Annotated in this window: 10 protein-coding genes; 4 read left to right on the top strand and 6 right to left on the bottom strand. The window is 69.2% G+C overall.

Annotated features, from left to right (window positions below; all coding sequences use genetic code 11):
- Positions 1 to 22 precede the first annotated feature (22 nt).
- Complete coding sequence (locus tag DEI97_RS07015) at positions 23 to 1,132, top strand: acyltransferase family protein (protein WP_181439269.1); 1,110 nt, start codon at positions 23 to 25, stop codon at positions 1,130 to 1,132.
- A gap of 59 nt (positions 1,133 to 1,191) precedes the next feature.
- On the opposite strand, the gene DEI97_RS07010 is transcribed toward DEI97_RS07015, so the two are convergent.
- Together DEI97_RS07010 and DEI97_RS07005 are read right to left on the bottom strand one after the other, a co-directional pair.
- On the bottom strand, positions 1,192 to 1,920 hold the full coding sequence (locus tag DEI97_RS07010) for an ABC transporter ATP-binding protein (protein ID WP_220039211.1): 729 nt from the start codon (positions 1,918 to 1,920) through the stop codon (positions 1,192 to 1,194).
- A complete protein-coding gene (locus DEI97_RS07005) occupies positions 1,917 to 2,738 on the bottom strand; it encodes an ABC transporter permease (RefSeq protein WP_111075089.1) in 822 nt (273 codons plus the stop codon). Before DEI97_RS07005 ends, DEI97_RS07010 begins: the two co-directional genes overlap by 4 nt.
- A 176-nt stretch (positions 2,739 to 2,914) precedes the next feature.
- Here DEI97_RS07005 and DEI97_RS07000 point away from each other — a divergent pair, with 176 nt between their 5' ends.
- From DEI97_RS07000 to DEI97_RS06990, 3 genes are read left to right on the top strand one after another with little or no spacing between them, the layout of a single operon-like run.
- Positions 2,915 to 4,285 (top strand): glycosyltransferase, encoded by a 1,371-nt coding sequence (locus DEI97_RS07000; RefSeq protein ID WP_111075088.1) that lies wholly within the window; start codon positions 2,915 to 2,917, stop codon positions 4,283 to 4,285.
- Positions 4,282 to 5,736 (top strand): glycosyltransferase family 2 protein, encoded by a 1,455-nt coding sequence (locus DEI97_RS06995; protein WP_111075087.1) that lies wholly within the window; start codon positions 4,282 to 4,284, stop codon positions 5,734 to 5,736. Before DEI97_RS07000 ends, DEI97_RS06995 begins: the two co-directional genes overlap by 4 nt.
- Positions 5,729 to 7,183: a glycosyltransferase family 39 protein gene (locus DEI97_RS06990; RefSeq protein ID WP_111075086.1), complete on the top strand. Its 1,455-nt coding sequence runs from the start codon at positions 5,729 to 5,731 to the stop codon at positions 7,181 to 7,183. The genes DEI97_RS06995 and DEI97_RS06990 overlap by 8 nt, the downstream gene beginning before the upstream one ends.
- Before the next feature lie 178 nt (positions 7,184 to 7,361).
- Here the strand turns inward: DEI97_RS06990 and dnaE are convergent, their stop codons facing one another.
- The 4 genes from dnaE to DEI97_RS06970 all read right to left on the bottom strand — a co-directional run bounded on the left by dnaE (position 7,362) and on the right by DEI97_RS06970 (position 13,301).
- Complete coding sequence (gene dnaE, locus DEI97_RS06985; protein WP_502866666.1) at positions 7,362 to 10,844, bottom strand: DNA polymerase III subunit alpha; 3,483 nt, start codon at positions 10,842 to 10,844, stop codon at positions 7,362 to 7,364.
- 164 nt (positions 10,845 to 11,008) lie between these two features.
- The gene (locus DEI97_RS06980) at positions 11,009 to 11,932 is read right to left on the bottom strand and encodes an RluA family pseudouridine synthase (protein ID WP_111075084.1); all 924 of its coding nucleotides are present in this window, start codon (positions 11,930 to 11,932) and stop codon (positions 11,009 to 11,011) included.
- Entirely contained in the window at positions 11,929 to 12,618 is a 690-nt protein-coding gene (lspA, locus tag DEI97_RS06975) for a signal peptidase II (protein ID WP_258376719.1), read from the bottom strand. Before lspA ends, DEI97_RS06980 begins: the two co-directional genes overlap by 4 nt.
- 2 nt (positions 12,619 to 12,620) lie before the next feature.
- The gene (locus tag DEI97_RS06970; RefSeq protein WP_111075083.1) at positions 12,621 to 13,301 is read right to left on the bottom strand and encodes a DivIVA domain-containing protein; all 681 of its coding nucleotides are present in this window, start codon (positions 13,299 to 13,301) and stop codon (positions 12,621 to 12,623) included.
- Between the last annotated feature and the right edge of the window lie 213 nt (positions 13,302 to 13,514).

Genomic DNA, 13,514 nt, shown 5'->3' with positions numbered 1-13,514 from the left:
GAGGTCGCTCGAATTGGTTGAAGTGACCCCGCAGGCGGTCCCCGCGTCCCACGGCAGGTTCGCGGCACTCGATGCCCTCCGGTTCCTGGCCGCGCTCGCCGTCGTCCTCTTCCACTTCGTCGCCTCCACCGACCGATGGGGATCGTCGTTCACCAACGTGTCGGCGCCGCTCTTCGGCATCACGAGGTTCGGGTACTTCGGTGTCGACCTGTTCTTCGTGATCAGCGGTTTCGTCATCCTCATGAGTGCCTGGGGGCGCCCGATGGCTGCGTTCGTCGCATCTCGTGCGGCACGCCTGTACCCGGCCTACTGGTTCGCCGTGCTCTTCACCGGCGCGCTCCTCCTCGTCATCGCACCGGACGACGTCACGATCGAACAGATCGTCGTCAACCTCACGATGGGCCAGTCGGCCTTCGGCGTCGCGCACGTCGACGGCGTCTACTGGACGCTGTGGGTCGAACTGCACTTCTACGTGATCATCGGAGGGTTCCTGCTCATCGGCATCACGCGGAACAAGATCCTCGTCTTCTGCGGGCTGTGGCCGATCGTCGCGTCCCTCGCCGAAGCAAGTGACGCGAACCTGCTCTCCACCCTGTTGCAGCCGATCTACGCCCCCCTGTTCGCCGGCGGGATGCTGATCTACCTGCTCTCCCAGGACCACCGTTCGACGATCACCTGGCTCCTCCTCGGTGCGAACGCCATCTGGGCGATCCCGACCGCGGGCACGGACGCGGCACGATCGATCGCGCGTCTGACCGGAGCCGGGATGAACGACCCGGTCATGATCGTCGTGACCATCGGTTGCTTCGTCCTCGTCGCAGCAGTCACCCTGACCCCGCTGCGCCGGGTGTCGTGGAGGTGGCTGACGCTGGCTGGCCTGCTCACATACCCGCTCTACCTCATCCACGAGGAGTTCGGTCGAGCGATCATCGGTGCCCTCGCGCCGCACCTGCCCTGGGCCGTGGTCCTCTGCATCGCCGTCGTTGCCAGCATCGCGCTCGCGGTCGCGATCCACGTCGGCATCGAGCGGACCACCGCGAAGCCGTTGCGGAAAGCCGTGCAGCGGGCCATCGAAGAGGCCTCCCGGCCGGAGCGGCGCACAACCGGACGCCGGGCGGCAGACCCGACCTAGGGTCGGTCGACGCTCCAGCGCCCCGACCACGAACGCGTCAGACCATCGGGGCCGTTGCCTCAGACGGTCTTGTTGTACGCGGCCACGACGTCTTCCGTCTTGCCGATCTTCTGGAGCTCGCCCTCGTTCAGCCAGGCGACCTCGTCGCACATGTCCTTCACGGTCGCCATCGAGTGCGAGACGAGGATGACCGTGCGGCCCTCCGCCTTCATCTCCTTGAACTTCGTCCGGCAGCGCTTCTGGAACGTCGCGTCCCCCACCGCCAGGACCTCGTCGACGACCAGGACGTCTGGCGTCACGGCGACGGCGACGGAGAACCCGAGCCGGACGTACATGCCCGACGAGTAGTTCTTCACCGGCTGGTCGATGAAGTGCCCGACGCCGGAGAAGGACACGATCTCGTCGAACTTCCGGGTCACTTCCTTCCGGCTCATCCCGAGGATCGAGCCGTTCAGGAAGACGTTCTCGCGGCCGGAGAGCTCGGGGTGGAAGCCGGAGCCGACCTCGAGCAGCGAGGCCTGCTTGCCGCGGGCGGTGATCGAGCCCTGTTCGGGCCACAGGATCTTCGCCAGGCACTTCAGCAGGGTCGACTTGCCGGACCCGTTCTTGCCGATGAGCCCGAAGGTCGTGCCCTGCGGCACCTCGAAGGAGACGTCCTTGAGCGCCCAGAAGTCCTCGTGCACGGACTTCTTGCCGCGCATGACCATGCTCTTCAGCGAGTCGTTGCGCTCGTGGTACATCCGGAAGCGCTTGGAGACGTTCTCGACGGTGACAGCAGCATCGTTCACAGGAGTTCGGCCAACTTCTTCTCGTTGCGGGAGAACACGACGTAGCCGATCGCGAGCGAGACGCACCCGGCGAGTGCGCACGCGACCAGGTCGCCCCATTCCGGCAGTCGGTTGTCGTACATCAGGTTCCGGAAGACCTCGGAGAAGCGCTCGATCGGGTTGAGCTTGTAGATCGTGATGATCCACGGGTGTCCGGCCTTGTCCGCGGCGTTCTGGACGAGCGACAGGGGGTAGATGATCGGCGACAGGTACATCCACATCTGCAGGCCGATGCCCACGAGGTGCTGCATGTCGCGGAAGTGCACGTTGACGATCGACAGCACGAGTCCGAGCCCGGCGGAGAACATCGCCAGGAAGACCATGGTCAGCGCGATCACCGGCAGGAACACGAACCACTTCGACCCGAAGACCGCGAGCGCGATGAGCAGGACGCCCATCTCGACGAGCCAGGTGAACCCGAAGGACCCGACGGCCGCGAGCGGCAGCGTCATCCGGGGGAAGTAGACCTTCTTGATGAGCGACCCGTTGGCGACGATCGAGGTCATCCCGGCGTTGATCACGTTGCGGGCGAAGATCCACGGCAGCAGTCCGCACATCAGCCAGAGCGGGTAGATCTGCAGGCCGCTCGGGTCGCCGACCTCGAGCCGGGCCCGGAAGATGAACGAGTACACGATCGTGTAGATCAGCATCGTCGCGAGCGGGTTGATCAGCGACCACAGCTGCCCGAACACGGTGCGGCGGTACTTGCCCTTGACCTCGCGTGCGGTGAGGTTGGCCAGCAGTTCGCGCGACGCCATCAGGTCGTTGAAGTACGTCATGCTGCGGTTGCTGACTCCTCCGGGGCGCAGCGGAGCGCTCCTGGTGCAGGGTTCGGGGACGAGACATTCTCGCACAGTGCTGCGCACGACCGGCTCGCGCCGGGGCCGCAAGGCCGACTGGATGGCGAGCAGGTGCATTGCTGAACAACTTTCGATGAATCAAGTAGTGTAGACAGGTGCTCGTCAGCTTCGCCAACCACTCCACCGCCCCGGCGAACCTGGGTGGCGCAGAGCGTTCCCTCCTCCGTTTCGTGGAGGACTGGGCGGCGATCGACCCGGAGTTCACCCCGCACTTCGTCACGAAGGCCCCCCGCGGCAAGTTCATCGAGGCGCTCGAGGAACGCGGCCTGCAGTACGACGCGTTCCGGTTCCGCGGCTGGGCGCTGCCGAGCCCGCAGCCGGCTCCGGCGGCGGAACGTGCCGCGTTCGGGACCGTCGACTACGCCGCGGTGAACGCGATCATCCGCCTCTACGAGCGGAAGCGACCGGACCTCGTCGTCGTCAACACCCTCGTCGCGCCGTGGGCGTCCTTCGCCGCCGCCGTCCTCGGGATCCCCCAGGCGTGGTTCGTCCGCGAGTACGGCGACCTCGACCACGGCCTGCACTTCCAGACCGGACGCGCCGCGACCCTCGGCGACATCGGCCTGCTCGCCAGCGCGGTGGTGACGAACTCCGGCGCGATGCGCGACCACCTCGCGCAGTACATGCCCGCCGACGAGATCTCGATCGCCTACCCGTCCGTCGACGTCGCCCGACTGCAGGCGACCCGCGGCGACACCCCCGCCGTCCCGCCGTTCCCCCAGGCCGACCCGGGCCTCCGGATCACCGTCGTCGGCCGGGTCGAGGCCTCGAAGGGCCAGCAGCGGGTCATCGACGCGCTCGGGCTGCTCCGCGACCGTGGCGTCACCGCGAGCGTCTGCTTCGTCGGCAGTTGGAAGCACCCCGGCGAGGACCAGCGCCTGACGGACCGTGCCCGTGCGCTCGGCGTCGCCGACCACGTCGTCTTCACCGGCGAGCAGACCACGCCCGCCCCGTACATCGACGCCGCTGACGTGTGCGTCACCGCGTCCACGATCGAGGCCTTCGGGCGCACCACCGCCGAGTACATGGCCCTCGGCAAGCCCGTCGTCGCCACGCGCGAGGGCGGCAGCGCCGAACTCGTCGAGCCCGGTGTCACGGGTCACCTCGTCGACGCCGACGACACCGCCGCTCTCGCGGACGCGCTGGCGGCCTACGCGGCCGACCCCGACACGGCCAGGAGGCACGGTGCGGCCGCCCCGGACCGGCTCGCGTCCGTCACCGGTGCCGGTCACGACAACGCCGCCGCGATCGCGCGCCTGACCGCCCTGGTGGGGACGGAGGGCTACCGGCTCCCCCAGATGGCCCGCTACTGGTTCGAACTGCCCGGTGCGTACGCGTCCCTCGGGGCGACGAGCGCCCGCGCCGCCGCCGGCCTGCTGGCCTCCCGTCTGCGGAGCCGGACCGGGGCCGTCGGACGGCTGCTGGCCCGACCGGGTGCGGCGCTCCGGAAGGTCACCGGCCGATGAACGACGCCCGCCGCCCGGTGACGATCGTCGTCCCGGTCTACGACGACCTGCCCGGCCTGGAACGCTGCATCGAGGCACTGCTCGACACGGTCGACTTCGACCGCGACCGTGTGCTGCTCGCGAACGACGTCGGCCCGAACGTCGACGCCGTCGAACGGCGCCTGCTGGAGCTCGTCGGCGACCACCCGGGGTTCGAGTACGTCCGCAACGACCGGAACCTCGGCTTCGTCGGCAACTGCAACCGCGCCGTGCTGGAGCTCGACAAGACCGGCAACGACGTCCTGCTGCTCAACAGCGACACCGTCCCGATGCCCGGGTTCCTCGACGAGATGACTGCCGTGCTCGGTTCCGACGACACGATCGGCGTCGTCTGTGCGCGGAGCGACAACGCGACCATCGCCTCCTACCCGTTCGCACGACGCAACCCCCGGTCGACGATCGCCCCGCGGCGCACCCGTGAACTCCACGGTCGGACCAAGTACCTGCTGCCCCGGTGGACCGTCGCCCCGGTCGCGATGGGGTTCTGCTTCCTCATCCGCCGCGAGATGGTCGAGCGTTTCGGGCTCTTCGACGAGGTGTTCTCCCCCGGCTACGGCGAAGAGAACGACTTCTGCCTGCGCATCAACGAGCACGGCTACACCGCCGTGCTCGCGAACCGCGCTCTCGTCCTGCACGCCGGGTCGACGAGCTTCAGCGGTGACCGCGGCCCGTCGCTCCGGCTCGAGCACGAGCGGGTCCTGCTCGAGCGGTACCCGTTCTACGCCGGCGCGCTCGCGCTGTTCCTGGCCCGCTACCGTGACGCCGTCGACGTCTTCGCCGACACCTTCCTGCCCGACGACGAGGTCGTCCGAGCCGCGTTGCACGTCCCCCTGGACCTGACGGACGAGGTGCTCGCGCGCGTCCGGGACGTCCTCGCCGCCGCCCCCGACCACGTGGTCATCACCGTCGTCGTGTCGTCCAAGCAGATCCGTCGTGCACGGCAGGAACTGCCCGGCGCGGCGATCGCGGTCGGCGGCCGCCCCCGCCAGGTCTTCGACATCGCGGTGGCGCTCGGCGCGCTGACGACGTTCGCCCAGCTCTCGGCGTTGAACGCGAACGCGCCCCGGTGGCTCCTCGTGGACCCGGTGGCGCAGGACGTCCGGTGGGCGCACGCGGTCGAGAACCACCGTGCCTCGGCCCTCGACCGGCTGCTCCGCCGGTACGAGAACCGCAGCACCACCTGGACCGGTGGGGCAGACCTGGTCCGCCTCGTCGAGGTCGTCGCCGAGACCGAGATCGACCCGTCGGCCCTCCGTGCGCGCTGGCAGGCCGTGACCGACATCGCCGAGGCCACCGGTCTGCTCGTGCACCGCTCGACGGTGTCGTTCCGTCGGCTCACCGCGCTCTCCCTCGGCGCCCGCAACCCGCGGATCGTGGCCCGGATCCGCGCGATCACGGGTCGCGGTGCGTGACACCGCCGACCGGAGGCCTCGGGTCACGCTGACCACGTCCCGACCCGTCCGCCTGGGCGCCCTGGTCGTCCTCGCCGTGTGGGCCCTCCACCAGACGTTCTGGAACCTGCTCGGCCACAACGTCCACGGCGACGAGTCGGTCTACGTCCGTGCCGGCTGGGCGTACCTCCACGGCGACTTCTCGGCCAACCGCGAGCACCCGCCGACCGCGAAGTACCTCTTCGGGGCCGCGCAGGTCCTGTTCGGCCATGGGGTGCTCGGTCCGCGCATCGTCGTCGGCGTCCTCGTCGTCACGGTCGGCGTGACGCTGTTCTGGTGGCTCCGCCGCGAGGTCGGGTTCTGGACAGGCGTGCTCGTCGCGGCGATGTGGCTCCTGACGCCCCGCGGCTTCCTGGGCACCCGGGTGGACCGGTACGCCCTGCTCGACCCGGTGATGATCGCGTTCGCGGTCCTCGCCCTCGCGGCGGCGTGGGCGTGGACCAGGACGGACCGGTCCTGGCTCGCGCCGGTGTCGGGTGCGCTCTTCGCGATGTCGGTGACCTCGAAGGTGTCCACCGTCGTGCTGCTGCCGGCGTTCCTCCTGCTGCCGCTGCTCTTCCGTCGCACACGCACGCTCCTGGTCGGCAGCGGCCTGTGGGTGTTCGCGTTCGTCCTGGTCACGGTCGCCCTGTACGCGCCGATGGGCATCCGCTCCGCGATCACGACCATGGTCACGTTCCAGGCCGGCCAGAACGAGCACGGACACCCGATCAGCATCGCGGGCCGGATCCACACCTTCGCGCCGTGGTGGGCAGACGCCTGGTTCCTCTGGTCGGGGGTCGGCGCGGTCACCACCGTCGTGCTCGTCGTCGGGCTGCTCGCAGCCCTCGTGCTCCGGCCGGGCAGGCTCGTGGCGTACCTCGGGACGGCGCTCGGCCTGCTCGTCGTCTTCTACGCGTTCGTCGCCCACATCGCACTCGCGAACTACTACGCCGCCTGGATGCCGCTCCTCATCGCACTCGCGGCGATCGGCATCACCCGCCTGGCAACCGTCCTGCCGTCGCCCGTCGGCGGCGTCGTGGCGACGGTCCTGGTGGTCGCCCTCGTGGTGCCGGCGGTCGGGGAGAGCGTCACGATCGCCCGCACGCACCCGAGCGGCATCGCACGCGTCGACCAGTGGCTCGACGACCACGGGCACGCTGGGGGCAGCGTGCTGTTCGTCGCCGCCACCCCGACGCTCACGGAACCGTACTTCGCAGGCCGCGGGTCGATGGAACCCGACGACAGCCCGTTCGCCGCCGTGGTGGTCGGTGACGATCGCCGGTTCCCGCCGAGCGCCGAGGTCCGGGCCTTCCTCCGGTCCGACACCGACCAGCTCGAGCGCACCGAGGTCGACGGGTTCACGGTGTGGATCCCCCGCACGGGCAGCGTCGTGGAGCGCGCCGGCCGGCTCACCGTCGTCCCCTGAGGCCGCCGGACCCACCACCGCTGCGGCGCAACGACCGCAACCCGGCCGCACCGGACGCGGGCCCTTGAGGACGCGGGCCAGTCAGGACGGGAGGCCCGTGGCGGACCCGTCACGGGCCTCCCGTCCGTCCTGACCGGACGCCACGACCCGGCGCCGCGGGCCCGGCCCCGGGCCCGCATCAGACCAGGCAGCGCGGCCCGAGCAGGCTCTTCAGCTCCCCGAACAGGTCCGGCGTCAGGTTCACCGGGAACGGCAGCTCGAAGGTGCGGGCGACGTCCTCCTTGAGGAGCTTCAACCGCACCTCGGTGTCCCCCTGGTGCCGACCGAGGACGGCCGCCAGCTCCGTCACCGTCTGCGTGGTCGCCTGCCGTTCGGGCAGCGACAGCGTCAGCGGGCCGGAGCCCATCGCGTCGCCGACGTTCGGCTGGAACATGCTCACCGCGTGCAGCGCCTTGCCGTCGTCGCGGACGTTGACCCGGCCGCGCAGGACGACGATCGAGTCCGGCACGAGTGACGGCCCGAACTCCTGGTACGTCTTGCCGAGGAACATCACGCCGATCTGGCCGCCGAAGTCCTCGATGTCGACGATGCCGTAGGGGTTGCCGCTCGTCTTCGCCACCCGGTGCTGCACGCTGGTCAGCAGGCCGGCGACCGTGACGGTCTCGCCCTCGATCGAGTCGTCGGCGGCGAGCAGGTCGGCGATGGTGACCGACTGGTGCTTCGCCAGTTCGATCTCGAGTCCGGCGAGCGGGTGGTCGGAGACGTAGAGCCCGAGCATGTCCCGCTCGAACGCCAGCTTGTCGCGCTTGGACCACTCCGGTCGCTCCGGCACCTGCGACACCGTCAGGGACGCGGGGTGCTCCTCGGCGACCTCGGCGAACAGCGAGTCGAAGTCGAAGCCGACGTTGCCGTGGGCCTCGTCACGCTTCACCTTCACCGCGGCCTCGACCGAGCCCTCGTGGATCTCGACGAGCGCCCGGCGGCTGTCACCGAACTCGTCGAAGGCGCCGGCCTTGATGAGCGACTCGACGGTGCGCTTGTTCGCCGACGAGATCGGGATCTTGCGGAGGAAGTCGTGGAACGACTCGAACGCGCCCTTCTCCTTGCGGGCGGCGACGATGTCGTCGACGACGTTGAAGCCGACGTTGCGGATCGCGCCCATGCCGAAGCGGATGTCGTCGCCGACGGCCGCGAAGAACCCGATCGACTCGTTGACGTCCGGCGGCATGACCTTGATGCCCATCCGGCGGCACTCGTTGAGGTACAGCGCCAGCTTGTCGCGGGCGTCGCCGACGCTGGTGAGCAGTGCGGCCATGTACTCGGCCGGGTAGTGGGCCTTCAGGTACGCGGTCCAGAACGACACCACGCCATAGGCGGCGGAGTGCGCCTTGTTGAACGCGTAGTCGGAGAACGGCAGCAGGATGTCCCACAGCGTCTTGATCGCCGCTTCGCCGTAGCCGTTGTCGATCATGCCCTGGTGGAAGCCCGCGTACTGCTTGTCCAGCTCGGACTTCTTCTTCTTGCCCATCGCACGGCGGAGGATGTCCGCCTGGCCGAGCGAGAAGCCGGCGACCTTCTGCGCGATCGCCATCACCTGCTCCTGGTAGATGATCAGGCCGTAGGTGCCGCCGAGGATCTCGGCCAGCGGCTCTTCGAGCTGCGGGTGGATCGGCGTGATCGCCTGCTCGCCGTTCTTGCGGAGCGCGTAGTTCGTGTGCGAGTTCGCGCCCATGGGCCCCGGGCGGTACAGGGCGATGAGCGCGGAGATGTCCTCGAAGTTGTCGGGCTTCATCAGGCGGAGCAGCCCGCGCATCGGCCCGCCGTCGAGCTGGAAGACACCGAGGGTGTCACCGCGCTGCAGCAGCGCGTACGCCTCGGGGTCCTCGAGCCCCATGTGCTCGAGGTCCAGGTCGATGCCGCGGTTGGTCTTGATGTTGTCGAGGGCGTCACTGATGATCGTGAGGTTGCGGAGCCCCAGGAAGTCCATCTTGATCAGGCCGAGCGACTCCGCTGCCGGGTAGTCGAACTGCGTGACGATCTGGCCGTCCTGCTCCCGCTTCATGATCGGGATGATGTCGATCAGCGGGTCGCTCGACATGATGACGCCGGCGGCGTGGACGCCCCACTGGCGCTTCAGCCCCTCGAGGCCGAGGGCAGTGTCGAACACCGTCTTCGCCTCGGGGTCGGTCTCGACGACGGTGCGGACGTCGACGGCTTCCTTGTACCGCGGGTGGTCCTTGTCGAAGATCCCGGTGAGCGGGATGTCCTTGCCCATCACGGGTGGCGGCATCGCCTTGGTGAGCTTCTCGCCCATGCCGAAGGGGAAGCCGAGGACGCGCGAGGAGTCCTTCAGCGCCTGCTTGGCCTTGATCGTGCCGTAGGTGACGATCTGGGCGACGCGTTCGGAGCCGTACTTCTCGGTGACGTACTTGATCGCCTCACCGCGGCGCCGGTCGTCGAAGTCGACGTCGAAGTCGGGCATCGAGACGCGGTCCGGGTTGAGGAAGCGCTCGAAGATCAGGCCGTGCCGGATCGGGTCGAGGTCGGTGATGCGCATCGCGTAGGCGACCATCGAACCGGCACCGGAACCACGGCCGGGTCCGACCCGGATGCCGTTGTTCTTGGACCAGTTGATGAAGTCCGCGACGACCAGGAAGTAGCCAGGGAACCCCATCTGGTTGATGATGCCGACCTCGTAGTCGGCGCGCTCCTGGACCTCCTTCGAGATGCCGTCCGGGTACCGGTAGTCCAGTCCCTTCGCCACTTCCTTCTCGAACCAGGAGTGCTCGGTCTCCCCTTCGGGCACCGGGAACTTCGGCATGTAGTTGGCGGCGGTGTCGAACTCGACGTTGCACCGCTCGGCGATGAGCAGCGTGTTGTCGCACGCGTCGAGGTTGTCGCGGAAGACGTGCCGCATCTGCGCCGGCGTCTTCAGGTAGAACTCGTCGGCGTCGAACTTGAAGCGGTTCGGGTCGTTCAGCGTCGAACCGGACTGCACGCAGAGCAGGGCCGCGTGCGAGGTGGCGTCGTGGGCGTGCGTGTAGTGCAGGTCGTTCGTGCCGACGAGCGGGATGTCGAGGTCCTTCGCGAGCCGGATCAGGTCGCTCATGATGCGCCGCTCGATCTCGAGCCCGTGGTCCATCACCTCGGCGAAGTAGTTCTCCTTGCCGAAGATGTCGCGGTAATCGGCGGCGGCCTGCACGGCTTCGTCGTACTGCCCCAGGCGCAGGCGCGTCTGGATCTCGCCCGAGGGGCAGCCCGTCGTCGCGATGATGCCCTGGTGGTACTCCTGCAGCAGTTCGATGTCCATGCGGGGCTTGAAGTAGTAGCCCTCGATCGACGCCCGCGACGACAACCGGAACAGGTTGTGCATGCCGGTCGTGTTCTCGGCGAACATCGTCATGTGCGTGTACGCGCCGGAGCCGGACACGTCGTCGCCGCCACCGTCGCCCCAGCGCACACGGGTCTTGTCGGTGCGGTGCGTGCGTGGCGTGATGTACGCCTCGGTCCCGATGATCGGCTTGACGCCGCCGGCCTTCGCGGTCTTCCAGAACTCGTAGGCGCCGAACATGTTGCCGTGGTCCGTCACCGCCACGGCCGGCATGCCCTGTGCGGCGGTCTCCGCCACGAGGTCGGAGAGCCTGGCGGCACCGTCGAGCATCGAGTACTCGCTGTGCACGTGCAGGTGGACGAAGGAGTCGGAATCCGACACGGAACCTCCGGTTCGTACGGTCTGCGGTGGGGTGTGGACAGCCTAACCGCGACCCACGACGATCCCGAGCGTGTCGCTCGGGCGCCCGGCGTGGCCGCTCGGCGCGCCGTTCGTCAGGCCGCGCGGATGCGGTCGAGCGCGAGCTGCAGGTCGTCCGGGTAGGACGCCTGGAACTCGACCCACTCCCCCGTGCGCGGGTGGGCGAACCCGAGTCGGACCGCGTCGAGCCACTGCCGGGTCAGTCCGAGTTCCTCGGCGAGCACCGGGTCCGCGCCGTACATCGTGTCGCCGACCAGCGGGTGCCGGGTCGCCGCCATGTGCACGCGGATCTGGTGGGTGCGCCCGGTCTCCAGGTGCACTTCGAGCAGCGTCGCGGACCGGAAGGCCTCGAGCGTCGCGTAGTGGGTGACGCTCGGCTTGCCGTCGGCCGTCACCGCGAACTTCCAGTCGCTCGAGGGGTGGCGACCGATCGGGGCGTCGACGGTACCGGAGGTCGGGTCGGGGTGCCCCTGCGCGAGCGCGTGGTAGACCTTCTCGACCGTGCGCTCCTTGAACGCCCGCTTGAGGTGCGTGTAGGCCAGCTCGGTCTTCGCCACGACCATCAGGCCGGAGGTCCCGACGTCCAGTCGGTGCACGATGCCGGCACGTTCGGCCGCACCGGAGGTCGCGATCGTGAAGCCGGCGGCGGCGAGGCCTCCGGGCACGGTCGGCCCGTCCCAGCCGGGCGACGGGTGTGCGGCGACCCCGACGGGCTTGTCCACGACGACGATGTCCTCGTCGTCGTGCACGACCGTCATGCCGGGGACCTCCACCGGGATGATCCGCGGGGCTTCCTTCGGGGTCCACTCGACCTCGAGCCACGCGTCGGCGTGCAGGCGGTCGGACTTCTCTGCGACGACGCCGTCGACCCGGACACCGCCGGCGGCGACCACGTCGGCCGCGAACGAGCGGCTGAACCCGAGCAGCTTGGCGATGGCGGCGTCGACACGCTCACCGGCGAGCCCGTCCGGGACGGGCAGTTGACGCTGCTCGCTCACGTCGCGTCGTGCCCGAGGGAGCCATCGGCGGCGGGCCGGGAGGCGCGCTCCGCGTCCGTCCCGTCGGCGCCGGTCCCCGACTCGGGGGCGGCCGACCCGGGGCCCGCCGCAGCGGACTTCCCGGCGTCCGTCGCGGACACATCGGCCATCGCGCGCTGCTGCTTCTCGGAGACGGCACGCGTGCCGTCGAGGTTCACCCCGAGGATCACGAGCAACACGAACACGACCATGCTGACGCAGATGAACGAGTCGGCCACGTTGTAGATCGCCGGCATCATCCACGGCGTCGAGATGAAGTCGACGACGTGTCCGCGCCCGAAGCCCGGTTCACGGAACAACCGGTCGGACAGGTTGCCGAGCGCGCCGCCCAGCAGCATGCCGAGGACGATCGCCCACCACATCGACCGGATGCGCCGCGCGTAGACGACGATCGCGACGACGACCGCGGCCGAGATGAGCGAGAAGACCCAGGTCATGTTCACCGCGAAGGAGAACGCGGCACCGGGGTTCCGGACGGACAGGAACTGCAGCGCGTTGCCGAGCACCGGGACGACGACGCCGTCGGGCAACTTCGCGACGACGAGCGCCTTCGTGACCTGGTCGAGCGTCACCACCACGACAGCGGCGAAGGCCAGTGCCGCGATAGCGCGTGCACTGACCTTCGCTCGTGGGACGGGTCGGTCCAACGTCAGTTGCCGAAGCCCTGCGCCGAGGCCGGGGCCGGCGCGAAGCCGGACTGCTCGGTGCTGGCAGACGAGTCGAGCTCGGAGAGCTGGCTCTGGATGTAGCTCTTGAGCTGCGCACGGTAGTCGCGCTCGAACGTGCGGAGCTCGTCGATCTTGCCCTCGAGCTGCGTGCGCTCCTGGTCGAGCACCGCGACGCGCTGGCGGTTCTGGTTCTCGGTGTCGGCGAGGACCTGGCGCTGCTTGGCCTCGGCCTCGGACACGAGACGGGCGGCCTGGGCCTGACCCTCGGCGATGAGTGCATCGCGCTTCTCGACGCCTTCGCGGACGTGCTCTTCGTGGAGACGACGTGCGAGCGTCAGGAGGTTCGTGGTGCCCTCGGTGTCGTCGTCCGGGTTCACCGTGGTGGCCGGAGCGGCAGCGGCGACCGGTGCGGGCTCCGGAGCGGCGGCGACCGGGGCCGGCTCGGGGGTCGGGGCCGGTGCGGGCTCGTCGGTCTTGGCGAGCGACGGCGCCGAGTCGGCCGACTCGAGGCGCTGACGGAGCTCGTCGTTCTCCTGGTTCAGGCGACGCAGCTCGGCCACGATCTCGTCGAGGAAGTCGTCGACCTCGTCCTGGTCGTAGCCCTCGCGGAACTTGGTCGGCTGGAACCGCTTGTTGACTACGTCTTCCGGCGTCAAAGCCATTGCCGTCACCTCAATAGAACTGCTGAACGTGTGGAACCGGGGGCCCTGCTGGACCGTCCGAGCTGAAGGTACCAGCCGGGGTCCCGGTGCGGATGTCCCGCCAGGGCAGGACATCGATCCCGACCACCGTACACCGAGGGCGGCTCCGAACCGTGTCGGAGGCCCGCGTGGCGCGTGTCGTGGCCGTGCCGACCGGGGTGCCCGGACGGCCGA

It is taken from the genome of Curtobacterium sp. MCLR17_032 (assembly GCF_003234795.2).
GTDB lineage: Bacteria > Actinomycetota > Actinomycetes > Actinomycetales > Microbacteriaceae > Curtobacterium.
Note: the sequence above shows the minus strand (reverse complement) of the source record. Positions and strands in the feature narration are given on the sequence as shown.